22 protein-coding genes are annotated in these 25,560 nt (G+C 33.7%); 16 read left to right on the plus strand and 6 right to left on the minus strand.

Features of this window, described 5'->3' with window-relative positions; translation table 11 throughout:
- Window positions 1–56 precede the first annotated feature (56 nt).
- The 4 genes from AAEO57_RS15140 (at window position 57) to AAEO57_RS15155 (ending at window position 5,011) form a co-directional block, all read left to right on the plus strand.
- A complete protein-coding gene (locus tag AAEO57_RS15140) occupies window positions 57–1,286 on the plus strand; it encodes a 3-phosphoshikimate 1-carboxyvinyltransferase (protein ID WP_341693863.1) in 1,230 nt (409 codons plus the stop codon).
- A gap of 376 nt (window positions 1,287–1,662) precedes the next feature.
- Complete coding sequence (gene queA / locus AAEO57_RS15145; RefSeq protein ID WP_341693864.1) at window positions 1,663–2,712, plus strand: tRNA preQ1(34) S-adenosylmethionine ribosyltransferase-isomerase QueA; 1,050 nt, start codon at window positions 1,663–1,665, stop codon at window positions 2,710–2,712.
- A 186-nt stretch (window positions 2,713–2,898) separates the two neighbouring features.
- Complete coding sequence (kynU, locus tag AAEO57_RS15150; protein ID WP_341693865.1) at window positions 2,899–4,173, plus strand: kynureninase; 1,275 nt, start codon at window positions 2,899–2,901, stop codon at window positions 4,171–4,173.
- Window positions 4,174–4,585: 412 nt separating this feature from the next.
- On the plus strand, window positions 4,586–5,011 hold the full coding sequence (locus AAEO57_RS15155; protein WP_341693866.1) for a YMGG-like glycine zipper-containing protein: 426 nt from the start codon (window positions 4,586–4,588) through the stop codon (window positions 5,009–5,011).
- 57 nt (window positions 5,012–5,068) lie between these two features.
- Here the strand turns inward: AAEO57_RS15155 and AAEO57_RS15160 are convergent, their stop codons facing one another.
- On the minus strand, window positions 5,069–6,865 hold the full coding sequence (locus AAEO57_RS15160; RefSeq protein WP_341693867.1) for a hypothetical protein: 1,797 nt from the start codon (window positions 6,863–6,865) through the stop codon (window positions 5,069–5,071).
- Window positions 6,866–6,952: 87 nt separating this feature from the next.
- Complete coding sequence (locus AAEO57_RS15165) at window positions 6,953–8,509, minus strand: hypothetical protein (RefSeq protein WP_341693868.1); 1,557 nt, start codon at window positions 8,507–8,509, stop codon at window positions 6,953–6,955.
- A 116-nt stretch (window positions 8,510–8,625) separates the two neighbouring features.
- Between AAEO57_RS15165 and AAEO57_RS15170 the strand changes: the two genes are divergently transcribed.
- Window positions 8,626–11,013, plus strand: coding sequence for a penicillin acylase family protein (locus tag AAEO57_RS15170; RefSeq protein ID WP_341693869.1), 2,388 nt, complete (start codon window positions 8,626–8,628; stop codon window positions 11,011–11,013).
- Between the two features lie 139 nt (window positions 11,014–11,152).
- Here AAEO57_RS15170 and AAEO57_RS15175 read toward each other — a convergent pair whose 3' ends face one another.
- Window positions 11,153–11,602, minus strand: a complete 450-nt coding sequence (locus tag AAEO57_RS15175) for a hypothetical protein (protein WP_341693870.1) — start codon at window positions 11,600–11,602, stop codon at window positions 11,153–11,155.
- Between the two features lie 378 nt (window positions 11,603–11,980).
- Between AAEO57_RS15175 and AAEO57_RS15180 the strand changes: the two genes are divergently transcribed.
- Window positions 11,981–13,321 (plus strand): FAD-dependent oxidoreductase, encoded by a 1,341-nt coding sequence (locus AAEO57_RS15180; RefSeq protein ID WP_341693871.1) that lies wholly within the window; start codon window positions 11,981–11,983, stop codon window positions 13,319–13,321.
- 82 nt (window positions 13,322–13,403) lie between these two features.
- Here AAEO57_RS15180 and AAEO57_RS15185 read toward each other — a convergent pair whose 3' ends face one another.
- A complete protein-coding gene (locus AAEO57_RS15185) occupies window positions 13,404–14,915 on the minus strand; it encodes a helicase HerA-like domain-containing protein (RefSeq protein ID WP_341693872.1) in 1,512 nt (503 codons plus the stop codon).
- A gap of 381 nt (window positions 14,916–15,296) precedes the next feature.
- Here AAEO57_RS15185 and AAEO57_RS15190 point away from each other — a divergent pair, with 381 nt between their 5' ends.
- The 8 genes from AAEO57_RS15190 (at window position 15,297) to AAEO57_RS15225 (ending at window position 21,792) form a co-directional block, all read left to right on the plus strand.
- Window positions 15,297–16,121, plus strand: coding sequence for a MotA/TolQ/ExbB proton channel family protein (locus tag AAEO57_RS15190; RefSeq protein ID WP_341693873.1), 825 nt, complete (start codon window positions 15,297–15,299; stop codon window positions 16,119–16,121).
- Window positions 16,122–16,176: 55 nt separating this feature from the next.
- Entirely contained in the window at window positions 16,177–16,803 is a 627-nt protein-coding gene (locus AAEO57_RS15195; RefSeq protein WP_341693874.1) for an ExbD/TolR family protein, read from the plus strand.
- A 19-nt stretch (window positions 16,804–16,822) separates the two neighbouring features.
- Window positions 16,823–17,371: an ExbD/TolR family protein gene (locus tag AAEO57_RS15200; RefSeq protein ID WP_341693875.1), complete on the plus strand. Its 549-nt coding sequence runs from the start codon at window positions 16,823–16,825 to the stop codon at window positions 17,369–17,371.
- A 41-nt stretch (window positions 17,372–17,412) separates the two neighbouring features.
- On the plus strand, window positions 17,413–18,216 hold the full coding sequence (locus AAEO57_RS15205; RefSeq protein ID WP_341693876.1) for an energy transducer TonB: 804 nt from the start codon (window positions 17,413–17,415) through the stop codon (window positions 18,214–18,216).
- Window positions 18,216–18,446 carry a hypothetical protein gene (locus tag AAEO57_RS15210; protein WP_341693877.1) on the plus strand — a complete coding sequence of 77 codons (231 nt, stop codon included), beginning with the start codon at window positions 18,216–18,218 and terminating at the stop codon, window positions 18,444–18,446. Before AAEO57_RS15205 ends, AAEO57_RS15210 begins: the two co-directional genes overlap by 1 nt.
- A 4-nt stretch (window positions 18,447–18,450) precedes the next feature.
- Window positions 18,451–19,380 carry a PstS family phosphate ABC transporter substrate-binding protein gene (locus AAEO57_RS15215; RefSeq protein ID WP_341693878.1) on the plus strand — a complete coding sequence of 310 codons (930 nt, stop codon included), beginning with the start codon at window positions 18,451–18,453 and terminating at the stop codon, window positions 19,378–19,380.
- An 11-nt stretch (window positions 19,381–19,391) separates the two neighbouring features.
- A complete protein-coding gene (locus AAEO57_RS15220; protein WP_341693879.1) occupies window positions 19,392–21,059 on the plus strand; it encodes a tetratricopeptide repeat protein in 1,668 nt (555 codons plus the stop codon).
- Window positions 21,060–21,159: 100 nt separating this feature from the next.
- Complete coding sequence (locus tag AAEO57_RS15225) at window positions 21,160–21,792, plus strand: 7-carboxy-7-deazaguanine synthase QueE (RefSeq protein ID WP_341693880.1); 633 nt, start codon at window positions 21,160–21,162, stop codon at window positions 21,790–21,792.
- Window positions 21,793–21,848: 56 nt separating this feature from the next.
- Here the strand turns inward: AAEO57_RS15225 and AAEO57_RS15230 are convergent, their stop codons facing one another.
- Window positions 21,849–22,394, minus strand: a complete 546-nt coding sequence (locus AAEO57_RS15230) for a YfiT family bacillithiol transferase (RefSeq protein WP_341693881.1) — start codon at window positions 22,392–22,394, stop codon at window positions 21,849–21,851.
- A 19-nt stretch (window positions 22,395–22,413) separates the two neighbouring features.
- A complete protein-coding gene (locus AAEO57_RS15235; RefSeq protein WP_341693882.1) occupies window positions 22,414–23,121 on the minus strand; it encodes a class I SAM-dependent methyltransferase in 708 nt (235 codons plus the stop codon).
- A 73-nt stretch (window positions 23,122–23,194) separates the two neighbouring features.
- Here AAEO57_RS15235 and AAEO57_RS15240 point away from each other — a divergent pair, with 73 nt between their 5' ends.
- Together AAEO57_RS15240 and AAEO57_RS15245 are read left to right on the plus strand one after the other, a co-directional pair.
- Window positions 23,195–23,689, plus strand: coding sequence for a YkgJ family cysteine cluster protein (locus AAEO57_RS15240; protein WP_341693883.1), 495 nt, complete (start codon window positions 23,195–23,197; stop codon window positions 23,687–23,689).
- Between the two features lie 114 nt (window positions 23,690–23,803).
- On the plus strand, window positions 23,804–25,039 hold the full coding sequence (locus AAEO57_RS15245) for an ABC transporter permease (RefSeq protein WP_341693884.1): 1,236 nt from the start codon (window positions 23,804–23,806) through the stop codon (window positions 25,037–25,039).
- Window positions 25,040–25,560: the final 521 nt, after the last annotated feature.

Genomic DNA, 25,560 nt, shown 5'->3' on the forward strand with positions numbered 1-25,560 from the left:
CTGAATTATGTTTCTAATCATTCATAATTCATAATTCACAACTTACAATAAAAAAAATGAATTTAAAATTAAGCACGAATTCACCATTCACCATTGATGATTCGCAACTGAATATTACCGGTTCTAAAAGTGAAACGAACCGTTTATTGTTATTAAAAGCATTATTTCCAAATATCACTTTAGCTAATACTTCAAATTCAGACGATAGCGAAGTAATGCAGAAAGCATTAGCTGGAAATGACGAAATTGTAGACATACACCACGCAGGAACTGCAATGCGTTTCTTAACTGCTTATTTTTCGGTTAACGAAGGAAGAGAAGTGGTTTTGACGGGTTCAAGCAGAATGCAGGAACGTCCGATAAAAATTTTGGTTGAAGCTTTGGCTCAATTAGGTGTAGAGATTTCATATCAAAAAAATGAAGGATATCCGCCAATTAGAATTAAAGGGAAAAAAGTTACAGCTTCAAAAGTAACTTTGGCAGCCAATGTAAGCAGCCAATATATTTCAGCACTTTTATTGGTGGCTTCAAAATTAGATAATGGTTTAGAGTTGACTTTAGAAGGAGAAATTACTTCAATTCCGTATATCAAAATGACTTTGGCTTTGTTAGCTGATTTAGATATTAAAACAAGCTTTGAAGGAAATGTAATTAAAGTTTACCCGAAAGAAGCAGTTGAAACAAAAGAAATGGTTGTAGAATCTGATTGGAGTTCAGCTTCTTATTTCTTCAGCCTTGTCGCTTTATCTGATGTTGCAAAAATTACTTTGAGCAGTTATAAAGAAAATAGCCTTCAGGGAGATTCAGAATTAGTTTCTCTTTACCAAAAAATGGGCGTGAAAACGACTTTCCAAAACAATAAAATGACTTTGGAAAAGGTGGCAGAGTTTAATTATCAAGATGTAAACTTTGAATTAAATAATACTCCGGATATTGCTCAAACGATTGTTGTAACATGCCTAGGTTTAGGAATTGGATGTCATTTAACAGGTCTTCATACTTTAAAAATCAAAGAAACCGACAGATTAGAAGCTTTAAGAATCGAGCTTACGAAACTTGGTGCTAACATTTCGGTAACCAATGACAGCTTGACTTTAGAGCGTTCAGGAGCTATTAATCATGATGTGCATATTGCAACATACAACGATCACCGTATGGCAATGGCATTTGCACCATTGGCAATTAAAGTTCCAATTATTATTGACGATGCAGAAGTAGTTTCAAAATCCTACCCGGATTTCTGGAACGACTTAAAAGCCTTAAACTTCCAAGTTTCAGAATTGTAAAGATTTTTGAACCATATAAGTTATATAAGTTCATTTAAATAAAGGCTCGATACAAAGCTTAAGAAAAACATAGCCTCTGGTTTCAACCAGAGGTTTTTTTATGCGTACTTGAAAGCAAATCCGACAGGTTTTTATCACGAGGCTTCTGGACTGTCAGGTTTAAACAGTATGTGAAAACTCCAATTAAATGAACTTATATAACTTATATGGTTAAAAAAACATTTTTATGGTCATCAAACCACCACTAAATCAAGGACTTTTGAAAATAAACGTCAAAACACTTGACAACGCCTATTTCACAATCGTATATTTGCAGGCGATTTAAAATTTTAGATAAAAAAATCTAAGATTGATATTTTAAAATCTAACTTCAAATATGAAATTATCACACTTCAATTTCAATTTACCGAAAGAACTTTTGGCTGAATTTCCAGCAGAAAACAGAGATGAATCTCGTTTAATGGTAATTGACCGTAAAAAAAACACTATCGAGCATAAAATGTTTAAAGACGTGATCAACTATTTTGATGACGGAGACGTTTTAATTCTAAACAATACAAAAGTTTTTCCTGCACGTTTGTACGGAAACAAAGAAAAAACCGGAGCTAGAATTGAAGTTTTCTTATTAAGAGAATTAAATTCTGAGCAACGTTTATGGGACGTTTTAGTAGATCCGGCTAGAAAAATCCGTATTGGAAACAAACTTTATTTTGGTGACGACGATTCGTTAGTTGCTGAGGTAATTGATAATACAACTTCTCGTGGTAGAACTTTACGTTTCTTATACGACGGATCTTACGAAGAATTCAGAAACAAATTGACAGAACTGGGAGAAACTCCAATTCCTAAATACATCAACAGAGAAGTTACTGCTGAAGATGCGGAAAGATACCAGACAATCTACGCAAAAGAAGAAGGAGCTGTAGCGGCACCAACTGCTGGTTTACACTTCTCTAAACACCTTTTGAAAAAATTAGAAATCAAAGGAGTGAACTTTGCTGAGGTAACTTTACACGTTGGTTTAGGAACTTTCAATCCAGTTGAGGTTGAGGATTTATCGAAACACAAAATGGATTCTGAGGAATTAATTATCAATCAAAAAGCTTGTGATATCGTAAACGAAGGGAAAGCAAAGAAAAAACGTATCTGTGCTGTAGGAACAACTTCTATGCGTGCAATCGAAAGTTCTGTTTCTTCTGCAAATACTTTGAATCCGTATGAAGGATGGACAAATAAATTTATTTTCCCTCCTCACGATTTTAGTATTGCAAACTGTATGATCACAAACTTCCACACTCCAAAATCAACATTATTGATGATGATTTCTGCTTTCTGTGGACATGATTTAATGAAAAAAGCATACGACGAAGCGATCAAAGAAGGATACAAATTTTATTCTTACGGAGATGCGATGTTAATATTATAATCTGAAATTATTTCAGAATTTGAAAAAACCTGTCAGTAATGGCGGGTTTTTTTATAGTTTTTAGTCTCAGTCTCAGTTTGCAGTGGACTGTGAGTGTAAACTGAGACTGTGACTAAAAAGTAAACTTGTTAAATTTAATCGAAATACTTCAAAAGTTGTTATTTTAGCAGGCAAAACAAAAACACAATGACTTTTCAAAATACACGCGAATTTGCGAAACAACTTGATGCTCAAGATGCATTAAATCACTACCAGGACCAATTTATTTTTCCTAAAGTAAACGACAAAAGAGTAATTTATTTTACTGGAAATTCATTGGGATTACAGCCAAAACGTACCAAAGCTTATATTGACGAAGTAATGAACGATTGGGCGGAATTGGCTGTCGAAGGTCACTTTTATGCTGAAAAACCATGGTGGGATTATCAGGAAAGATTTGCCGAACCGTTGAGTAAAATTGTAGGTGCGCTTCCATCAGAAGTGACGGTGATGAATACTTTGACTGTGAATCTTCATTTATTGATGGTTTCTTTTTATCAGCCCAAAGGCAAACGTTATAAGATTATTTGCGAAGAAAAAGCTTTTCCGTCAGATCAATATATGTTTCAAAGTCAGGTCAATTTTCACGGTTATAAACCAGAAGATGCAATTGTAGAAATTAAACGTCGAGAAGGAGAACACAATATTCGTCTTGAAGATGTTTTGGCAAAAATTGAAGAAGTTGGCGATGAACTGGCTTTGGTTTTAATCGGCGGAGTGAATTATTACACAGGACAAGTTTTCGATATTAAAACTATTACGGAAGCTGGACAAAAAGTTGGAGCAAAAGTAGGCTGGGATCTGGCTCACGCTGCTGGAAATATCAAATTAGAACTTCACGACTGGAACGTAGATTTCGCCGCCTGGTGCAGTTATAAATATATGAATTCAGGACCAGGAAATGCTTCTGGTTGTTTTGTTCACGAAAGACATCATAATTCAGATTTGCCAAGATTTGCCGGATGGTGGGGACACAACAAAGAACGTCGTTTTAAAATGGAGCCAAACTTTGATCCAGTTCACGGAGCAGACGGATGGCAGATTAGTAATCTTCCAGTTTTATCTTTAGCACCATATTTGGCTTCGGTAGAAATGTTCGCTGAGGTTGGAATGGAGGCTTTAATCGCAAAACGTGATCATATCACTTCTTATTTAGAATTTATCCTTCATGAAATTGATAAAGAGGTAGAAAGTACTTTTGAAATTATTACACCTTCAAATCCGGAAGAAAGAGCTTCGCAATTGTCTGTTTTCCTTCACGGAGAAGGAAGAGCATTGTTTGATTATTTAATGAAAAACGGTGTAATTACAGATTGGCGCGAACCAAATGTAATTCGTCTGGCGCCAGTTCCATTATATTGTTCTTATGAAGATATGTATGACTTTGGACAAATTCTGAAAAAAGGAATTTTAGGGAAATAAAAAAATAATCTCGCAAAGTCACGAAGGCGCAAAGTTTTTTTTAGCCACAGATTAAAAGGATTAAAAAGATTTTTTTTTAATAGTCTCCAGCTTCAGCGGGAGGTATTAAACATGAAGTTAAGAGGGCTTTAGCCAAATGAGTTCAGTTTGGCTAAAGCCTTTTCTTTTGATCCATTTTTCATCCAGTTAAACCTGGACGGTATTAAACTTAAAAGTATTTTATTTAAAAGAAATGAGAAAAAACTTTGCGTATTCGTGACTTTGCGAGATTAATTTCATTCAGATTTAAAAATAAAACACAGCACGGAACATCAAGAACTTCAAATCTTATAAACTTTCAAAAAAATTCTGTAACAACAGTTATAACAGATCTTTCGTAATTTGTAATGTATAATTCTAAAATTACAACATCATGAAAGGCTTATATATTTTATTAACCGTATTATTTTTAACTTCTTGCCAGCAACAAAGCAAAGAAGATATAAATAAAGCCAAACAAGCCAGCATTGATTCAATGAAAGTTGAGATTAATAAACAGCGTGTTATCGATTCGATGAAGACAGAAATGGCAAAATTAAACGAGGAAAAAATCGAAGCTCAAGAAGAGAAAGTTGTGGTAGTGCATCAGCAAGATGCCACAACTACACCTGCACCAGCCAAAAAGAAAGGCTGGAGTGCAACTGCTAAAGGTGCTGTAATTGGTGCTGGAGTCGGTGCAGCTACAGGTGCAATTGTCAGTAAGAAAAAAGGTGAAGGTGCTATTATTGGTGGTCTTGCCGGAGCTGCGGTTGGAACCGGTACAGGAGCGGTTATTGATAGTAAAAACAAAAACGAATAATTGTACTCACATAAAAAAATCAAACCCCAAGTTAGATGATAATTTGGGGTTTGTTTTTTAAACCAATTCTGAAACGGAAATTTTAATACCAACTAATTCTGATTTACAAGAATTGAGTTGATTTAAATCAGCTTTAAAGACTGACGTCGATTCAAATAAATTTTTATAATACTCAATTCCATCTAACAGATTAGATTTAAAAGTAGTCCATTTTTTAAACTGAGCTGTTGTAAGTTCTCCAGAAACAGATTGAATTTCATTTCTAAAATACGTAACATACATTTTAAGCTCTTTTATAAATAAGTTTGGACGCTCAGTTCTAATAATCGATTTTCCTTGATAAATATGCTGAATCATATCTTTTAAGGAAACTTCCTGATCAAAATAAGCTAAGTTTGGTCCAGGGCAAATCACTACGCCTTGTGCCTGACCTTTTATTTTAATGTCATTTTCTAGATAAGAAGCATTTGCCAAACCCACACACAGACACGATTTTTCAGTGATTTTGGTTTTGTTTTTCTCAAATTCATCAGGAGACAGAGAATCTTTTTGTGCTTCTAATGCTGAGAGTTTAATATCCTGATATTTTTTTGAAGCCGTACAAATTCCGTGCGGATCATATTCTTTGCTTAATGCTAAAAATTTCTTCGGGCAGGAACTTCCGGCTTTATTCTCCTGAATTCGTTTTTGCTTTAAAAATTCATTTGTAGTTCCTTTCAAAGTATTAAAAGGAACTCCCAAAGGCGAAATATTACTCAGATAAAAATCATCTTCTTTGGCATTCATCAATAAATTTCGGGTTTCCTTATCTACAGATGTCGCTTCGGGAACCAATAAAAAAGGTGAACCCCATCCAACAGAGTCAACATTATATTCCTCTAATAAAAATTCATGTTCCTGAGAAGTTCCAACACCGCCTTGAACAGTAATTTTTAAGTCTAAAGGATTTCGTGGAATTGGCTGATTTTTTGCCTGTAAAGCTTTAATCATTAAGTCGTGGGACGATTGTACTAATTGCTCTTTTTTCTGCTTGAATTCTTCTAAAATAGTACCCAATAAGAGTCCGTCGGTTGCAAAAGCGTGGCCACCGCAGTTTAATCCCGATTCTATTCGGTATTCTGAAACCCAAAGCCCTTTTTTGGCTAAAAAGTTTCCTTGAATCATGGCCGATCTAAAATCGCTCACTTTTAAGATAATTTTCTTCTTCAATTCGTTATTCGCATTCGGAAAAAAATCTTTGAAGTTTTCGAAGTAACCAAACAATCTCGGATTCATTCCAGCAGAAAGCACCACAGAAGATTCCAGATTGCTATTGGCAAAACCTCTTAAAGCAGCATGTGCATCGTTAAATTCAATTGGAAGCTGTTCATTTTTGATAAAATTATCTTTGTCCAATTTGGTCATAATGTTCACATCGATTTCGCCTGGGAAAAGATTGGTTTCGATATAATTTTGGATGTTCTCTTTAAAAGCAATTCCGTCATCCAATAAATTCTGAAATCCTTTTTTGATGTCAGAAGTATTGGGTAGCATCGACATGAAGTTTTCGAGTGCCGTTTTGCTTTCCGCCAATTCTGTTTTGAAATTTTCGAATTTCTCTTTTACAATTTTATCGACTAAATTTAGGTAAGAAGTGATTCTTTCAGCGCGGTAATCATGAAATTTTTGAGTGATTTCTTCGTAAGGGATATTGAATTTTGTGCTGTAAAAATTACGCATCTTCTCAATCAGATCATCGTCGGCTAAAGCTATAACAGATGAAATTCCATACTGCGCCACTCGAATCGGGCTGTCTATTGTGTAAGCCAATCCCATTACCGGAATATGAAAAGTATGCAGATTGTTTTTTGTCATTTGTATTCGGATTAAAATAGAGACAAATGAAAAAAAATAAATTTTTCTAAAACCTGATAATTGTCAGGTTTGGGGGCGAAAAAAGAACTAAATCAAAATCTTCTTTAAAGATTCAGCAATGCTTCTCCACAAAAGGTTGTAGAACGATCTGTCTTGAAGCCGCTCGACTTCGACTTCTGCGGTTTTGGCTTCGTCTTTCGAGTCGTTTTTGACCAATAAATTGGCAACTGCTGTTTTGAGTTTGGCTTCTTTTTCAGGATTTTTCTTTTTGTATAATTTGACTTTGAGATCATCATAATCTAAAGACGCATTTCCCTTAGAACCATTGTCATTCCCGTAGAAGTTAAAACGGTATTTGTTGAAAGTTCCGGTAAAAGTTGTGTTGATATACGGTTTTGTGAATCGTGTCATGCCTTGAACATTAAAATTCGAAATCACACCCTGAATATGAAATCCGTCACTTTTGTCCAAAACATTAAAACGCCAATCAACATCAAGAGGAGAATTTTTCATAAAAACACATTTGACTTTTATTTTTACGTCGTCTGTTTTTTTTAAGCCAAAACCGCTTCTCAGATTGGTTGCCTGCAAATTAAAACGGTCGAAAGTCAATATTCCAGGACCGTCAGCTAAATCAAGTTCTTCTTCGTAAACCAATTTAGATTTTAAAACTTGCAAGGTGTCAACTTGAAGAGGAAATTTTAGATTTCGTAATAAATGGTTGTAAAGATATTTTTTGGTTAAATCGTCTTTTAACATTTTTCCGCGGTAAATATTGGCATCAAAATGATGAATTACCATCGAATTGGCTTTCAGATAAAAACGTTCATTTTTAAATCCCCAATCCATTTTTTCAATTTGTGCGGAGTCAAATTTTAAATTATAAATATCTTTTTCCTTTTCCAGACGGTTTAAAAAAACTTTTCGGTTAAATTGTGGAAGATTGGAGAAATTGTTGATTTTTAAAAAATTCTTTTCGGTACTTATTTTTCCAATATTAATAAAATAAAACCCATTTGGTCTGTAAAACAAGCTATCACAAACCAGCGTATAGTTTTTATAATGAAGAGGTATTTTTTCTTTTAATGTAGCATCGGTAATTAAGATTCCTTCGAGTTTTAAAAGGATTTTTTTTACGCTTAAAATAGGTTTTTTAGAATCCAGTGAAACAACATCGACCGTTCCTTCGTTGAGGTAAATATTAGAAACTGCTATAATTTTACGAAAAGGATCAACAATTTCAGATTGAATACTTTTGCTGTTGTTGATCAGTTTTTCTCCTTTTTTATATAAGATGACCTGAGGTTTGTTGATTATGATACTTTCAGCCTGTATTATATCTCTAAAAGCCAAATCCCAAATATTAAAATGTTTAATAGTAATGGATTCTATTTTGGTAAAAAGCCCGTTTTTGCTGTCTTTGGGTGCGTTTTTCGGACTTACCAGTAAGGTTTGTGCATGGATGTTTCGGGAAAAAAGCGAAACATCAATTTTCTCATAATTGATATTGTACGCAGTTTTGTTTTTCTCTTTAATAATATAAGGAAGCTGTTTTCTGATCCAGTAATTCAGACCAATATTGGTCAAAACAACAAGGATAAAGAGACAAATTACACCGACTGCTATTTTTTTATAGATTGACATTTATAGTATTGGTTTTAAATACATAAATTTAGAATTTAAAAAAGGAATGAGTTTTACATCATTCTGTAATTTCGTTATATCATTTTAAAATTCATTCTTTATACTTATTGCCTGATATGAGAATACTTAAAAAAATCCTGCTGGCTTTATTGGTTTTAGTTATTTTGCTTGCAATTGGTTTGTGCGCTTATATTTTTCATTTAAAACCGCAATACGAAGGCGAACTTCAATTGGAAAATCTTGAAAAAGAAACTACAGTTTATTTTGATGATTTTGGAGTACCGCATATTTATGCAGATTCTGAAAAAGATGCCATGACTACACTTGGTTACGTACATGCGCAGGAAAGATTATGGCAGATGGAATTATTACGCAGAATTGCTCCAGGGCACCTTTCTGAAATATTTGGAGGCGTTGCGCTTAAAAATGACATTTTTTTTGCAGGAATTGGAATCGAGGAGGCTTCCGCAAAAGCAATCGCAAAATTGGATAAAAACAGCGAAAGCTATAAACTGACACAGGCATATTTAGACGGAATTAATCAATATTTGGAAGAAGGAGTAACGCCAATAGAATTTACTTTGGTTGGCGTAAAAAAGCAAAAGTTTACCATAAAAGACGTGTATAATATTTTCGGCTATATGTCTTTTAGTTTCGCGATGGCACAGAAAACAGATCCATTGTTGACAGAAATCAAAAATAAATACGGTGCTGCTTATTTGAAAGATTTAGGAATTGAAGGTGAATTTAATACTACCAGAATTAAAATATCAAAAGAGAAAGCAGAAGAGTATACCGAGATTTCAAAATCTATAACTGCCATGTTGGATCAATCTCCAATTCCTCCATTTGTTGGAAGCAATAGCTGGGTTGTTGGGCCACATAAATCAAAAACAGGAAAAGTTATTTTTGCTAATGATCCGCATATTGGATTTTCGCAGCCTGCAACCTGGTATGAAGCGCATATTGTAACACCAAAACATGAATTGTACGGATGTTATCTGGCCGGAACTCCGTTTCCGCTTTTGGCACATAATAGGGATTACGCCTATGGTTTAACGATGTTTGAAAATGATGATATCGATTTTTACCAGGAAAAAAATAAAGCAGATGATGCTTCTCAATATAAAACACCAACAGGTTTTAGTAAATATGAAATCAGAAAAAAGACGATAAAAGTAAAAGATTCTTCAGATGTTGTATTGACAGTTAAGATTACACGTCATGGTCCAGTAATGAATGATTTTATAGATCATTTAGAAAAGAAAAATCCGATTGCAATGTCTTGGACTTATACAAGAGAACCAATCCAAATTCTGGATGCGGCTTATGGTCTTTCGCATGCTAAAAATACGACTGATTTTAAAAAATCGGTCAGTCTAATTGCAGCGCCAGGATTGAATGTAATGTACGGCGACGCAAAAGGAAATGTGGCCTGGTGGGCGAGTGGCAAATTATACCGACACAATGAAGGTGTTAATACACATTTGATTTTAGATGGCGCAAGCGGAAAAGATGATATCACCAGATTTTTAGATTTTGAAAAAAATCCATCAGCAGAAAATCCGGAATGGGGATATGTGTACTCGGCGAATAATCAGCCAGAAGCTATAGACAATTGTTATTTATATCCGGGATATTATTTGCCGGAAGATCGCGCTAAAAGAATTTCAGGAATCCTAGATGCCAAATCAGATTGGGATAAGGAAGCCATCAGTAAAATGATTTTTGATAATACTTCGGATGTTGCGGTAGAGGTTTCGAAAAATTTAGTAGCAAGTTTAGATAATAAGCTTTCTGACAAAGAAAAAGAAGTATTGAAAGTTTTAAAATCCTGGAAAGGAACAACTAATTTAGAAAATGTTGCTCCAACGATTTACAACAAATGGATTTATTTATATCTGAAAAATACATTTGAAGACGAAATGGGTAAAGACAATTTCAATTTGTTTTTAGGGATTTCTCTTGGAAAACAAGTAATTGCTAATCAGATAAAAAATGAAAATTCCGTTTGGTGGGATAACATCAAAACCAAAAATGTGAAAGAAACGAGAGCAGAAATTGTCTCAAAAGCATTCCACGATGCTGTTATTGCCTTACAGAATCAGTTAGGAGAAAATGTTGCAGATTGGAATTGGGGGAAAGTACATACTGTGGAACACGAACATCCATTGGGAAAGATCAAAGCGCTTCGCAGATTGTTTAATGTTGGTCCTTTCAATTCTCCGGGATCAAATGAAGTAATCAATAATTTATTTTTCGGATACAATGACGAAGGAAAGTATTATACAAAAGGTGGTCCCTCAACCAGAAGAATTGTCGATTTTGCCGATGTAGAAAACAGCTGGAGTATTTTGCCAACTGGGCAATCCGGAAATCCTTTTAGTAAACATTACGACGATCAGGCAGAAATGTACAATGCCGGAAAGTTCAGGAAAATGAAACTGAATAAAGAAGAAATTATCAGAACTTCAACAAAATTGGTTTTTAAACCAAAGAAGTAAATTTTGTTTGTTTCGCCTGTTCGAGCTGAAGCTCTTGAGTCAGGTTTGAGGTTTTTGCATTGACTTCAAAAACATAAAAAGGTTCAAAGCTATCAGTTTTAAAAACCTTTGAACCTTTGTTTCTTTGCATCTCTGAGCCTTACTTCAAAATATATTTTCCCTTCACAATATCCCTGGCATATATATCAAGGTTGAAATTAAGTGCCTTGTTGGTTGTCATGATATTGGTAGTCTGGTATATCTTGTCTTTTTGATACGTTTTTAAAAGCGTTTCCAATTCTATTTCATCATGAAAAGCAAATAAATTATAAACAGCATCACGAAAATTTCTGAAATTGATAGTTTCTGTAATTTCCAAAGTTTTTTGCTCATTCCATTTTTCCTTGTTAGCAGTTTCATTTATTTTATTGAGGCAATAATCAACAAAATAAGTTTTGTAGTTGGTGGCTTCGATAATTTTATTGACAATAATTGTATTTTGCTGAGTAGGCATTTGTACAGCATTCCTGTATTGTTGGCAAATGCCGGAATAAGGAATAAGTGTCAAAAGTAATAGAATGAAAAAGGATTGCTTTTTAAAATTTTTCATAGGTTATTCAGTTGTTTTTGAGACAGGGCTAAAATAGTATTTTTTGTAAATATTCAATTGAGAATGGGATTAAAAAACAAAGAAGATTTTCAATTGTAATGCAGTCCTCATTTTTTTAGTATATACTCCTCGGAAATAATTGTGATTGTATTTTTTAACCGATTTTGTTATGAAAAATAGGTTAGCATGAGGGATAGGAGCGATATCCTTTTGTGCCGGGGTTCAGCACAAAAGATATAGCGGATAGCCCGACCCGCTTTTTCTGCGGGTCATGCCCATGTAAATATTAGACGTTCGGGGCAAATAATTGTTTTATTTTAAAGCTCATGTGTAATTATTACTTATTTTTACGCCCCAATATATTAGATTTTCCCTTTGATGCAAACTTCACTAAAAATTGCTGTTGTTGGTTCCGGACTTGTAGGATCGCTTTTGGCAATTTATCTTAAAAAAGCTGGTCACACCGTTCATGTTTATGATCGCAGTCCGGATATTCGCAAAATAAATTTCTCTGGTCGTTCTATAAATCTGGCGATGTCAAATCGTGGCTGGAAAGCACTTGATGCTGTTGGTGTTGGCGATTCGGTCCGTGAAATTGCAATTCCGATGGACAAACGTGCGATTCATTTGGTTGATAAACTAAATTTTCAGAATTACGGTCAGGAAGGAGAATCAATTTATTCGATTTCAAGAGGAAAACTGAACCGAAAAATGATTGATCTGGCTGAAGAAGCCGGAGCGGAATTCCATTTTGAACAGAAAGTTTGGGATGTTACATTAAGCGAGGCTACTTTGCATATTGGTGAAAGTGAAAGAGGAGAGTGGGAAGAACGAAAGTTTGATATGGTTTTTGGAGCCGATGGGGCTTTTTCGAGAATCCGTCACAGAATGCAGCGTCAGAGCATGTTCAATTATTCGCAGGAATTTTTGAATATGGGTTATAAGGAATTGAATATTCCGGCAAATGCAGATGGGACTCATAAATTAGATAAGAATTCGTTCCATATTTGGCCAAGAGGCGAATATATGTTAATTGCGCTTCCGAATCTGGATGGAAGTTTTACCTGTACTTTGTTTATGCCTTTTGAAGGACAAAATTCTTTTGAATCATTAACTGACCGAAAAATGGTGGAAGATTTCTTTGAGAAAAATTTTCCCGATTCTATTGAGGTAATTCCGGAACTCGCCAATGATTTTTTTAAAAATCCAACAAGTACCCTGGTTACAATGAAATGTTTTCCGTGGACCTATGAAGATAAAATTGCTTTAATAGGAGATGCTTGTCATGCGATTGTTCCTTTTTATGGGCAAGGGATGAATGCTGGTTTTGAAGATATTACCGTTTTGAATGAAATGATGGAAAAATTTGGTAATGACTGGAAAAAAATATTTTCAGAATATCAGATTTCAAGAAAGCCAAATGCGGATGCAATTGCAGAGCTTTCGTATCGAAATTTTATGGAAATGAGTACAAAAACGGCAGATGAAAAATTCTTGCTGCAAAAGAAAATAGAAAAGGTTTTTTCAGATAAACATCCCGACAAATGGATTCCGCTTTATAGTCGTGTGACTTTTAGTGACCGGCCTTATGCCGAAGCTTTGGCGATTGGAGATTTTCAAAATGAAATCATGGAAGAAGTTCTCCGACTAGACAATATCGAGAATATTTGGAATACAGAACAAGTAGAAAATAAAATTCTGGAACTGCTTTCCAAATGATGAATAACAATTTCAAGATTCAATAGCAATGACAATTAGCGTTTTTCATTGAGATTGCTATTGAATTTGAATTTTGAAATTGTTATTTCTTTAAGAATTTTGATAAAACGCCAAAAACACCTCTTATAAAGGTCGCACTAGTAACGACTTTAAGAACAGATTTTGTAACTACTTCTGCAGTGCTGGGTTCTGTTTTTGAAGATTTTGCTGAAGTTTGTTCTTCTTGTACGGCCTGAGTTGCTTCTTCAATTTTTTTGTTTAGAATTTCGTAGGCGCTTTCACGGTTAATTTCCTCACTGTATTTTTTAACGAGTTTAGATTTACCGTTTATTTCTTCAATTTCTTCAGGGGTTAAAATATCCATGCGACTTTGTGGGGCACGCATCATAGTAGCCACAAGCGGAGTCGGAATCCCTTTTTCGTTCAGAGCTGTCACTAAGGCTTCACCGATTCCTAAACTGGTTAGTAATTCATCAGTTTTATAATATTCAGAAGTTGGATAATTATCTGCTGTTTTTTTGATTGCCTGGCGGTCATTTGCCGTAAAAGCTCTGAGAGCATGCTGAATTTTTAATCCTAATTGTGCCAAAACACCACTAGGAACATCCATTGGGTTCTGTGTTATAAAATAAATTCCAATTCCTTTTGAACGGATTAGTTTTACAATAGTTTCAATTTGTTCCAGTAAGACTTTACTGGCTTCATTGAAAATCAAATGTGCTTCATCAATAAAAATTACCAGTTCAGGCTGTGAGGCATCTCCCTTTTCAGGCATTTGCTGATAGATCTCGGCCAAGAGGCTTAGCATAAACGTAGAAAATAATTTAGGCTTGTCCTGAATATCCGTCAGTCGAATAATGTTAACGTATCCTTTTCCATTTTCATCAATTCGCATCAAATCGTCAATTTCAAAAGACAATTCGCCAAAAAATAAATCGCCTCCCTGTTGTTCCAGTTCGATTATTTTTCTTAAAATCGTTCCCGTTGTAGAGGTCGAAATTTTGCCATAACTCTCTTCAATTTCGGCTTTGCCTTCCTCTGTAATATAATTGATTACTTTTTTAATGTCTTTTAAATCCAGCAAAGGCATCTTATTGTCGTCACAGTATTTAAAGATAATAGCAATCACTCCAGCCTGAGTGTCGTTCAGATCCAGAATTCTTGAAAATAATACCGGTCCGAATTCAGAAACTGTAGCACGAAGACGAACGCCGCTTTGTTTAGAGAGCGACATTAGTTCAACAGGAAAAGAAGATACATTATAAGGTATGTTAATTTTGGTATGCCTTTCTGTAATAAAATCTTCTTCTTTTCCTTCTTTTGCAATTCCGCTAAAGTCTCCTTTTATGTCCATCATCAGGACTGGGATTCCAGCATTTGAAAGCTGTTCAGAAAAAACCTGAATCGTTTTTGTTTTCCCTGTACCTGTTGCGCCGGCAATCAGTCCGTGTCGGTTTATTGTTTTCAAAGGAATTTTTACATGGCTTTCAGCTATTGCTTCTCCGTCAAGAATAGCGCCGCCTAATGTAATACTTTCGCCTTTTGTGGAATATCCATTGTTTATATCTTGAATGAAGTTGTCTTTTTTATTCATTGTTTTATTTGTAATTTAGATGATTATAAGAGTATTGTTAGTGTTTTAACTGTTTTTTATTGGTTTTTTTTTAATAAGAAAAGCACTTTCTTTAAGTAAAAATAACATAAAAAAAAATTTCGCAACTTTTTAAGAACATAACAAAGGAATATTTGAATATTTACTAAAACGTTGTAATTTTTACATAAATTGACCTTTTTTTTGGTTTATCGAAAAAATGATATCGGCAATTTAATGAGATGTTTTTTAAAATCAAGTTAAATTTCCTTCAATTAAATTAAAAAAAGTTTTTTTATTTAAACTAAACGTATAAATTTGCTACCCTACAAGTTAAATATAACTAAAAATAAAAATTATTTAAAACTATTAAAATTAAAAAAAATGGCAAACGTTAAAGTTAAAAAAGAAAGCACTTCGAATGGAGGAGGAATGGTTTCAGGAATCATTATTGCAGCATGTGTTTTTGTTGGTTGGTTAATCTGGAAATTCGTTATGGGGGATTCAGCTAACTTTGAAGGAGGTAATCCAGAAACAGGTCACCCAATCAATACTTTAGGAATGGTGTATAAAGGAGGTTTCATTGTACCGATATTATTAGGTATGTTTTTAATGGTTGTTGTTTTTTCTATTGAAAGATATTTCGTGATTTCAAAAGCTGCAGGTAAAGCTAACCTAGATGCATTTATGAGAAATGTACAAGGAAGTATTAAAGAAGGAAACATTGAGGCTGCTATCGCTTCATGTGACAAACAACAAGGTTCTGTTGCAAATGCAATTAAATCTGCTTTGATTAAATATCAGGACGTTAAAAAAGAAGGATTCAATAGCGAAGAAGCTTCAGAAGTAATCCATAAAGAAATCGAGGAGGCAACTTCATTAGAAATGCCAATGTTAGAGAAAAACATGACTATCATTTCTACTTTAGTATCATTAGGAACTTTAGGAGGGTTATTAGGAACTGTATCAGGTATGATTAAAGCGTTTGGTGCGTTAGCTTCTGCTGGTACTCCAGACCAGGCTGCTCTTGCAACAGGTATCTCTGAAGCACTTATCAATACTGCAACAGGTATCTCTACTTCTGTATTGGCAATTATTTCTTATAACTTCTTTACTGCTAAGATTGATGATTTAACTTACTCTATTGATGAGGCAGGTACTACAATTGTAAATACTTACAGAAAATTCAGAGGAAGCTTAAGACAATAATTAATTTTTGATATTAATATTTTAGAATTAATTATCAAAATAAAACAAAAAGAGAATGGCTAAAATAAAAATGAAAAAAAAGTCAACATCGACAGATATGACTGCCATGTGTGATGTTGCGTTCCTTTTGCTTACGTTCTTTATTTTGACCGCTACTGCTAAGGTGCCGGAGGCACTTCCTGTTGATACTCCATCATCTACTGTACAGACTAAATTGCCGGATTCAGATTTGGCTATTATCTCAATAGGTAAAGGAAAAGACGGAAAAAGTAAAGTATTTTTTGATCTAAAAGGAAGAGAGTTGCGTAAAAAAACTCTTGAAGGAATGGGGACGAAATTAGGCGTTGCTTTTTCAGAGGAAGATAAAGCAAAATTTGCTCTAATGGATGACTTTGGTGTGCCACTTGCAAGTTTAAAGCAAATCATTGACATGAAAGCTGCAGACAGAAGTAAAGCTAATCAGCCTGGTATTCCAATAGATTCTTTAAATAATCAGTTAAAAGAGTGGCTTTTGGTTTCAAGAAGAGCAGCGATTGACTTAGATGATAAAGAATTGCAGATTGCAATAAAAGGAGATGCTAAAGAGGATTATCCACAAATCAAAAAGATTATGGATATCTTGCAAGATCAAAAAGTCAATACCTTTAACTTAGTTACAGGTATGAGAGGGAAAGATTTTTAATTAAAAAAGATACACTAAAATGGCTGAATTAAATACCGGCGACGGTGGCGGCGGGAAAGGTGGCAAAGTAAGAAGTAAAAAGCAAAACTCGAAAGTCGATTTAACGGCGATGGTAGATTTGGCGTTCTTATTGATCACATTCTTTATGTTGACCACGACGTTGTCAAAACCTCAATCGATGAATTTAGGTTTGCCAGATAAAGACGATAAAAATCCGGAAAATAAGGACATGAAGGTTGATGAAAAACGTACCATGACTATTATGATGGGAGAGAATGATAAGCTTATTTATTATATGGGATTATTAGATTCTCCTATAGCTGGACCGAAAGACATCGCTTATGGTAAAGGAGGTATTCGTAAAGAATTACTGGCTCGTAAAAAGTCTGTAATCGAATATACTGGAGATAAAGAAAAAGGGATTATTGTAATTATCAAGCCAGGTAAAAAATCTAAGTATAAAAACTTAGTGGACATTTTGGATGAGATGGCAATTACAGGTGTTGGTACTTATGCAATAGTTAACGACTTTTTGCCTAAAGAAAAAGAATTGTTAGAGAAAAAATAAAAGAAATTTTTATTTTGTCAATAACCTAATAATTAAGAAATATGAAATTAGATATTATTAAAAATCAGTGGCTTGATATCGTATTCGAAGGACGTAATAAGATATATGGAGCATACGAGCTGAGAAAATCAAATACAAAAACCACGGTAAGAGCACTTATTATTGGTTCTGTTATTTTTAGCTTAGCTGTTGCTGCCCCTCTTATCGCTAGCCTTATACCTAATTCTGAGGAAGAAGTAGTGGATAACGATATTAAAATTATTACGGCAAAATTGCCTCCTAAGAAAAAAGAGGAAGTAAAGCCGAATTTACCACCGCCACCGCCACCGCCACCGAAAGTGGATCAGGTGAAGTTTGTGAAGCCAGTTGTGGCTAAAACGGAAGAGATTACTGAGGAGCCACCGAAAATTGTGGATCTTAAGGAAAAGAAAATCGGTTCTGAAACTATCAAAGGAGATCCAGATGCAGTTTTAACTGTAGATGAGCCTGTAGGTAAAGGTCCGGTTGCTGAAATTGTACAGGAAGACAACCAAGTATATAACACTGCTGGTATCGAAGTAAAACCAGATTTCCCTGGAGGAATGGAGAAATTCTACAAATTCGTAGGGAACAATTATAAAACTCCGGAAGAAGAAGGTTTAAAAGGTAAAGTATACGTGACGTTCGTTGTTGAAAAAGATGGTTCATTAACAGATATTAAAGTTTTAAGAGATATCGGTTACGGAACTGGAGCAGAAGCTATAAGGGTTCTTAAAAAATGCCCAAAGTGGACTCCTGGCGAACAAAACGGTAAAAAAGTAAGGGTTCTTTACTCTCTGCCTATTACAATACAATCTGCAGAATAATGTTGAAGAATTTGCTTAATAACATTCAGAAGAAATCGCTCAAAGAGCGATTTCTTCTCGTTTTAGGAATATTGTTTTTTTTGATTTATCTTGTGCTGGGTTTAATGATAATGTTTTGGAAAAGTCTGCCATTGAACATGGATCCGATATATAGATACGCATTTGGTATTTTATTGATAGTATATTCAGGGATACGATTTTTAAGATTAATAAATTCTAACACAGAGTAAAGACATGTTAAAGTATGTTAAAGTTTCGGTATTAATCGTTTTTATTTTTTTGTTTGCAATGTGTAATCAAAAAAGCAAAAATGATTTAAACAAGGAAACGATTTTAAAAGGAACAATAGATATTGCAGTTGATGAAACTGTTAAGCCAATTGTAGATGATCAGGTTGCTGTTTTTGAAGGTACATATTATGATGCGAAAGTTAATGTTAAAGCTAAATCTGAAGCTGAGTTAATTAATGACCTGTTAAATGAGAAAACAAAGGTTGTAATTACAGCGAGAGATTTAACTGAGGTAGAAAAAGATAAATTTGCAAAACTGAAAATTAATCCGAGAGTTACTCCGTTTGCAGTTGATGCAATTGCTTTTATTTCAAACAAGAGCAATAAAGACACACTGATTGCGTTGAAGACTGTAATTGATTTTATAAAAGGAGCTTCAAACACCGGAATAAAAGGTTTAGTGTTTGATAATCCAAATTCAAGTACAGTACGTTACATGAAGGATTTGGCTAAAGTTAAAGATATTCCAACTGAGAACGTTTTTTCATTTAAAACTAATGATGAAGTAATAAAGTTTGTCTCAGAAAATGACGGAATGATTGGTGTGGTAGGGGTTAATTGGTTATCGCAGCCTGCTCCTGAAATGCAGGATATAGTTCATAATATAAATGTTTTGAGTGTTAAAGGATTAAGTGATAATAAATATTACAGTCCTACACAAAATGACATCGCTGAAGAGAAATATGCTTTGGTACGTGAATTGTATATCATTAATTGTCAGGGTTACACAGGATTAGGAATGGGCTTCGCTTCATTTATTGCCGGAGACATAGGGCAAAGGATTGTTTTAAAATCAGGTCTAATGCCGGTTAAAACTCCTGGTAGAAAGCTGCAAATTAGAAATCAAATTACAAACGATAAAGAAAATAATTAATTACAATAAAGATGAACAAATTTAAAATTTTAAGTCTTGCCTTAGTTGCTTCAGCTTCTGTTGTAAAAGCGCAAGATATCAAAGAAGCTAAAAAAGCAATTGATGCAGAACAGTTTCAGAAAGCTAAGTCTTTGCTGAAATCAATCATAAAAGCCAAACCTTCTGACGGCGAAGCTAATTTTGTTTTAGGGAACATATATTTGAATGAAAGTGTTGTTGACTCTGCTAAAATTTATTATTTAAATGGATTAGAGGCTTCAGATAAGAAAAATTTAAACTATATTGGATTAGGTCAACTTGATCTGGATCAGAAAAATACTGCTGCTGCACAGGCTAACTTCGCTTTGGCCACCAAAGATATGAAACGTAAGGATGTGGATGAGTTTATCTACATCGGTAGAGCATATATAAATTCTGAAAACCCTGATTACACTAGTGCTGTTGCTGTTTTACAACGTGCTTTAGCTTTAGAGCCACAAAATGCTACTGCTCTTTTAGCTATAGGGGATGCGTATTATGGAGCAAATAATCAAAACGATGCTTATAAAGCCTATCGAGATGCATTTACTGCTGATCCAACACTTTTAAGAGCAAAAATGCAATTAGGAGTTTTATTGAAAGGTGCTAAATCTTACGATGAAGCAATCAAATCTTTCAATGAAGTTATCGCTTTGAATGCTAATTATGGACCTGTTTACAGAGAGTTGGCTGAAACCTACTATAAATGGGCAAGAAATAAACCTTCTACAGCTAAAGTAAATCTACAAAATGCAATTACCAATTATGAGAAATATTTGAGTCTTACAGATTATTCTTTAGATTCTAAAATGCGTCATGCTGATTTCTTAATCTTGGTTAAGGATTATAAAAAACTTGAAGAAGTTGCGAATAAAATGATTGCTGAAGATAAAGTAAATCCTAGAATTTTTAGATATTTAGGATATGCGGCTTACGAAAACGGCAATGCTGATGTTGCAATCAAATCTATAGAGGATTTCATTAAAGTTCCAACAAATAAGGTAATTGGTAGAGATTATTTATATTTAGGTCTTTCTAAAATTAAAAAAGGTACAAATGCAGAAGGAGTTGTTGATCAGGCAGCTTTTGATGCAGGATTAGCAGATATCAAAAAAGCGATTGAGTTGGAGCCATTGGTTGTAGAAGAACTTGCTGATTTTGGAAAAGCTTTGTTTGGTAAAAAACAATATGCACAGGCAGCTTCAATCTTTCAGTTAGGAGCAAGCAATGCTGAATCTAAAAATTATTTGGATGATGCTGTATATTATGGTATCTCTGTTTATTATGGTAATGCTGGAAAGCCGGCTGAAAGCCGTGATAAAGAAGCTTTATCTAATGCTGATGCTACTTTTGATAAAATTTTGACAGCTTCACCTTCTTACACTGAAGCATATTTGTACAAGGGAAGAATCAATAGTTTGTTGGATAAAGATGATATGATTATTAAAAATTACGAGCAATATGTTTCTGCGACAACAGCAAAAGGTGCTGAGGAATTAGCAAAACCTGCAACTGTAAAGAAAGTAGTGGAATCATATAATGCAATTGGTGCTGCTTATGCTAATACTGATAAAGCTAAAGCTGTTGAATATTTCAATAAAACTTTAGTTCTAGATCCTGCAAATACTTACGCTTCTCAATCAGTGAAAGCTTTGAAATAATAAATTTCAATTATTAAAATATAAAACCGATAGTTTTCAAAAGCTATCGGTTTTTTTGTTCCGTATTTAATTGACTATCTTTGCACTTTAAAATATAATAATGTTATCAAAAGAAATACAATTAGAAGTAAATAAAGGAGCGATGTTGCCCTTGATGGAAGAATTTTACACCATTCAGGGGGAAGGTTTTCATACTGGTACTGCTGCTTACTTCATAAGAATTGGGGGTTGTGATGTAGGATGTCATTGGTGTGATGTGAAAGAAAGCTGGAATGCAGAATTGCACCCGCCAACAAGTATTGATTTAATTGTGAAGAATGCATCGGTTTATGCTGATACGGTTGTTGTTACGGGTGGAGAGCCTTTAAGTTGGGATATGAGTTTGCTTACAAGTAAACTGAAAGACAAAAAATTAAAAGTACATATTGAAACATCGGGGGCCTATCCTTTGTCTGGATCCTGGGACTGGATTTGTCTTTCTCCTAAAAAAAATAAACTGCCAACTCAAACGGTTTACGATAATGCAGACGAGCTAAAAGTAATCATTCATAATAAACATGACTTTATTTTCGCTGAAGAGCAGGCGGAGTTGGTAAATAAGAATGCAATTTTATTTCTACAACCCGAATGGAGTAAAAAGGAAGAAATGACTCCCTTGATTGTTGATTATGTAATGAATAATCCAAAATGGAGAGTTTCACTACAAACTCATAAGTATTTGAATATACCATAAAACAAAAAAATCTCTTTGTCTGAAGAGATTTTTTTTGTTTTTAGATTAAATAATGTTTATTTCCAGTTTTTATATTTTTTTAAAGATGTAATGTGTGCTAAATGATGATTTCCATGCCAAGAATATAATCCAATGATTTGTTTTAGGCTGATTTCTGAATTGCTCTCAGGATGAATAAAAGACTTTTTTAAATCGGATTCAGATAAACTTTTCAGGAGATAAGCTATTCTAAAATGCAATCCACTTAATAAATTCAGCGTAGGCTCGATTGGCATTTGTAGATTATCAGGGAGTTCACTCCATAAAGTCTCATCATAAGCTTTTATTATTGGATTATTTTCAGTCAAAGCCCATTTAATTCTGATAAAACAATTCATATGGCTTTCAGCGCAATGATGAATTACTTGACGAATAGTCCAGCCTCCAGGACGGTATGGAGTATTCAGTTGTTCATTGGTTAAATGAATGGTTTCTTTTTTAAGTCTTTCAGGAAAAGTTGCTATTTCTTCAATTTTACATGAAATGTATCCCGAGGTATATTCTGCAGGAATTTCAAATTTCCCTAAAGGATATTTTAGTTTTTCCAAATCTAATTCTTCCATAAAGTATTTTTTTAAATTGTTAAATAGATAGTCTGGCTAAATAATCATAATGGTCACCTTCTAGAATCAGTTCACATTTAAGCCCATTTGCAGTCGCAGCATTCTGAAGTGTATTGTAATCTAAATAAAGCCAGTCAAAAGATTCTTCTTTTTCTCCTTTGTAAGATATATTAAAGACAAGTTCGCCATAATAATCATTGTCTGATGGAATCCATTTTCCGCCATCTTCATCTTCGTCAAACATATAAATAATATCTGAACTGTCTATTAAAATTTGACCGTCTTTGTTTAAAAGAGTCTTTAATTTAGATAAATATTTATTACAGTTATGTAACTTTTCAAAAATTCCGGTACCGTTCATCAATAAAAGAATTGTATCAAATTTTTCTCCTTCAAAATCTAATATATTTTGAACCAGGGCTTTTTTCACACCTCTCAACTTACAAGTTTCAATTGCTTTTTCTGAAATGTCAATCGAAGTCACATCCAAATTGCGGTCTTTTTGAAGCGAAAGGCTATGGCTTCCCGCTCCGCAACCAACATCCAGCGTTTTTCCGAAAGCCAATTGTAAAGCTTTTTGCTCCAGTTTTGGCATCTCATCATAAGAGCGAAATAGATATTCGACACTCATTTCATCTTCTTCAGTAATTGAAGTTTCAGTAATAATATCTTCTGGCGAATTATTGGTTTGAAAATCAAACATCGCTTTTCCGAAAAGATCTTTCATCGTAATTTAGTTCAAAGTTTAAGGTTTCGAATTCAAAGTTGCTTAATTTTGCAGATCAATTTAATTAAAAGACTTGAAACAAATTTTAAACAACTTAAATAAGTTAGCCAAAGATAAGCATATCGAAAACAAAAAGTATTTTGATAAGCTGAAAAAGAAACAGCCTAAGAATTTGGATTATGTTATGCAGGATTTGCATGATGCCGAATTTAAAAAAACCGATTGTTTGCAATGTGCTAATTGTTGTAAAACTACCGGTCCATTATTTACTTTGGCAGATATTGAGAGAATATCCAAATCTTTCAGGCAAAAGCCTCAACAATTTATTGAGCAGTATCTTCGAATTGACGAAGATAAAGATTATGTTTTAAAAAGTGTTCCGTGTACTTTTCTGGATAATGAAAATTACTGCATGATTTATGACGTCCGTCCAAAGGCATGTAGAGAGTTTCCGCATACGGATAGAAAGAAGTTTCATCAAATAGCAGATCTTACTTTGAAAAATGTGGCGATTTGCCCGGCAGCATATAACATAGTCGAAGAGATGAAAAAGAAAATTCCTTTATAAAGTGACTTAAATAATTTGTAATTGTTTTTAGTTGCAATTCGTTTTTGCTTTTTTAAATGTATTTTTGACTTGTGACAAATAAACCGACTTAATAAATTAATAAGTATACATAAATTGAATCTGGAATATTTTATAGCTAAAAGACTCATTACTGCCAAAGATTATAAAAGCAGTATTTCGGCTCCTATTATTAAAATTGCGATTTCTGCGATTGCAATTGGTATTATTATGATGTTGGTTTCAGTTGCTACCGGAATTGGTCTTCAGAAAAAAATTCGTGAAAAAGTTTCAGCTTTCAACGGTCAGATTATTATTTCGAATTATGATAACAATAATTCTGATGTAACATTGATTCCAATATCAAAAAAGCAGGATTTCTATCCTAATTTTAAATCGGTTCCAGAGGTAAGCCATATTCAGGCAGTAGCAAGTAAAGCCGGAATTATTAGAACTGAAAATGCTTTTGAAGGAATTATTTTTAAAGGAGTTGGAGCAGATTATAAGTGGGATAATATTGGTGAATATTTAGCAGAGGGTAAATTGCCTGATTTTTCTAAAACCTTAAATGAAGAAGTGATAATTTCTAAATTTCTTGCAGATAGGCTTAATTTAAAAGTGGGTGACAATTTCAATACCTTTTTTATTAAAGAAGAACAGGGTAAATTACCAAATAGCCGTCGTTTTAAGATTGTGGGGCTTTTTAACTCGGGCTTCCAGAATTTTGATGCAACTTATATAATAGGGGATATTCGTCATATTCAAAGAATAAATAAATGGGCACCAGATCAGGTTGGTGCTTTTGAAGTTTTTGTAAAAGATTTCAAAAACATAAAAATAACAGGAGATCAAATCTATGAACAAACTTCATCAAGTTTAGATACTAAAACCATAATTGAAAAATATGGTTATATCTTTGATTGGTTACAGCTTTTTGATTTTAATATCATTATTATTTTAGCAGTGATGATTTTAGTAGCAACAATAAATATGGTAGTTGCTTTGTTGGTTCTTATTTTAGAGCGCACTCAAATGATTGGAATTCTGAAATCATTAGGGGCTAATAATTGGACAGTTCGCAAAGTATTTCTCTACAATGCTTTTTATCTAATTATCCGCGGGTTGTTTTGGGGAAATCTAATCGGGATTTCAATATTAATTATTCAGCAGCAATTTGGAGTGGTACAGCTCAATCCTGAGAATTATTACGTCAATGAGGCGCCGGTTTATTTAAACTGGGGTTATGTTGTATTGTTAAATTTATTAACCATTACGGTTTGTTTCTTGGTTTTGTTAATTCCTTCATATATAATAACAAAAATTTCTCCAGTAAAAGCGATTCGTTTCGACTAAATAGAAATTGTAATTCATATTTAACCCGACAGTTTTTTTTAACCTGTCGGGTTTTGTTTTTTTGGAGATACCAATATTGTATTGAAGAGTATTTGAGTTTAGTTAAAAAGGAAACTTTTAGGTGTTCTGTAGAATCTTTAGGAGGTTAAATTATGTTTTGAAAAGGATTTTGGTTTGTATTGTTGTATTGTGATCTGTATTCGGAACGTGAATAAAGGAAATAAAAGGAGTGTTAGAGTTGAAAATTCATCAAAATGATTAAGGTATTAGGGGTAAGAACTATGAAAAGCGCAGTGCTGTTAAGAAATACCTTACAAAGATTCAAAAAAAGTTAGAATATAATGATTGTGTTATCAGTGAGTTAAGAAAAAGTTTTAAAAAAGCTTAAAAAAACCTTGTAAAAAAGCTTGCGCAACTGGAATTGTTGTGTACTTTTGCACCCGCAACAGCGAAGGCGTTCATCGAAATACTGGCAAGATAATAAGTAATCAATCAGAAAAGAAATTCTGAAAAAAAGATTG

It is taken from the genome of Flavobacterium calami (assembly GCF_038290035.1).
Taxonomy (GTDB): Bacteria; Bacteroidota; Bacteroidia; order Flavobacteriales; family Flavobacteriaceae; genus Flavobacterium; species Flavobacterium calami.

Coding starts and splice junctions, on each gene's coding strand:
- AAEO57_RS15140 (WP_341693863.1), top strand. CDS start 57: ATGAATTTAAAATTAAGCACGAATTCACCATTCACCATTGATGATTCG.
- queA (WP_341693864.1), top strand. CDS start 1,663: ATGAAATTATCACACTTCAATTTCAATTTACCGAAAGAACTTTTGGCT.
- kynU (WP_341693865.1), top strand. CDS start 2,899: ATGACTTTTCAAAATACACGCGAATTTGCGAAACAACTTGATGCTCAA.
- AAEO57_RS15155 (WP_341693866.1), top strand. CDS start 4,586: ATGAAAGGCTTATATATTTTATTAACCGTATTATTTTTAACTTCTTGC.
- AAEO57_RS15160 (WP_341693867.1), bottom strand. CDS start 6,865: ATGACAAAAAACAATCTGCATACTTTTCATATTCCGGTAATGGGATTG.
- AAEO57_RS15165 (WP_341693868.1), bottom strand. CDS start 8,509: ATGTCAATCTATAAAAAAATAGCAGTCGGTGTAATTTGTCTCTTTATC.
- AAEO57_RS15170 (WP_341693869.1), top strand. CDS start 8,626: ATGAGAATACTTAAAAAAATCCTGCTGGCTTTATTGGTTTTAGTTATT.
- AAEO57_RS15175 (WP_341693870.1), bottom strand. CDS start 11,602: ATGAAAAATTTTAAAAAGCAATCCTTTTTCATTCTATTACTTTTGACA.
- AAEO57_RS15180 (WP_341693871.1), top strand. CDS start 11,981: ATGCAAACTTCACTAAAAATTGCTGTTGTTGGTTCCGGACTTGTAGGA.
- AAEO57_RS15185 (WP_341693872.1), bottom strand. CDS start 14,915: ATGAATAAAAAAGACAACTTCATTCAAGATATAAACAATGGATATTCC.
- AAEO57_RS15190 (WP_341693873.1), top strand. CDS start 15,297: ATGGCAAACGTTAAAGTTAAAAAAGAAAGCACTTCGAATGGAGGAGGA.
- AAEO57_RS15195 (WP_341693874.1), top strand. CDS start 16,177: ATGGCTAAAATAAAAATGAAAAAAAAGTCAACATCGACAGATATGACT.
- AAEO57_RS15200 (WP_341693875.1), top strand. CDS start 16,823: ATGGCTGAATTAAATACCGGCGACGGTGGCGGCGGGAAAGGTGGCAAA.
- AAEO57_RS15205 (WP_341693876.1), top strand. CDS start 17,413: ATGAAATTAGATATTATTAAAAATCAGTGGCTTGATATCGTATTCGAA.
- AAEO57_RS15210 (WP_341693877.1), top strand. CDS start 18,216: ATGTTGAAGAATTTGCTTAATAACATTCAGAAGAAATCGCTCAAAGAG.
- AAEO57_RS15215 (WP_341693878.1), top strand. CDS start 18,451: ATGTTAAAGTATGTTAAAGTTTCGGTATTAATCGTTTTTATTTTTTTG.
- AAEO57_RS15220 (WP_341693879.1), top strand. CDS start 19,392: ATGAACAAATTTAAAATTTTAAGTCTTGCCTTAGTTGCTTCAGCTTCT.
- AAEO57_RS15225 (WP_341693880.1), top strand. CDS start 21,160: ATGTTATCAAAAGAAATACAATTAGAAGTAAATAAAGGAGCGATGTTG.
- AAEO57_RS15230 (WP_341693881.1), bottom strand. CDS start 22,394: ATGGAAGAATTAGATTTGGAAAAACTAAAATATCCTTTAGGGAAATTT.
- AAEO57_RS15235 (WP_341693882.1), bottom strand. CDS start 23,121: ATGAAAGATCTTTTCGGAAAAGCGATGTTTGATTTTCAAACCAATAAT.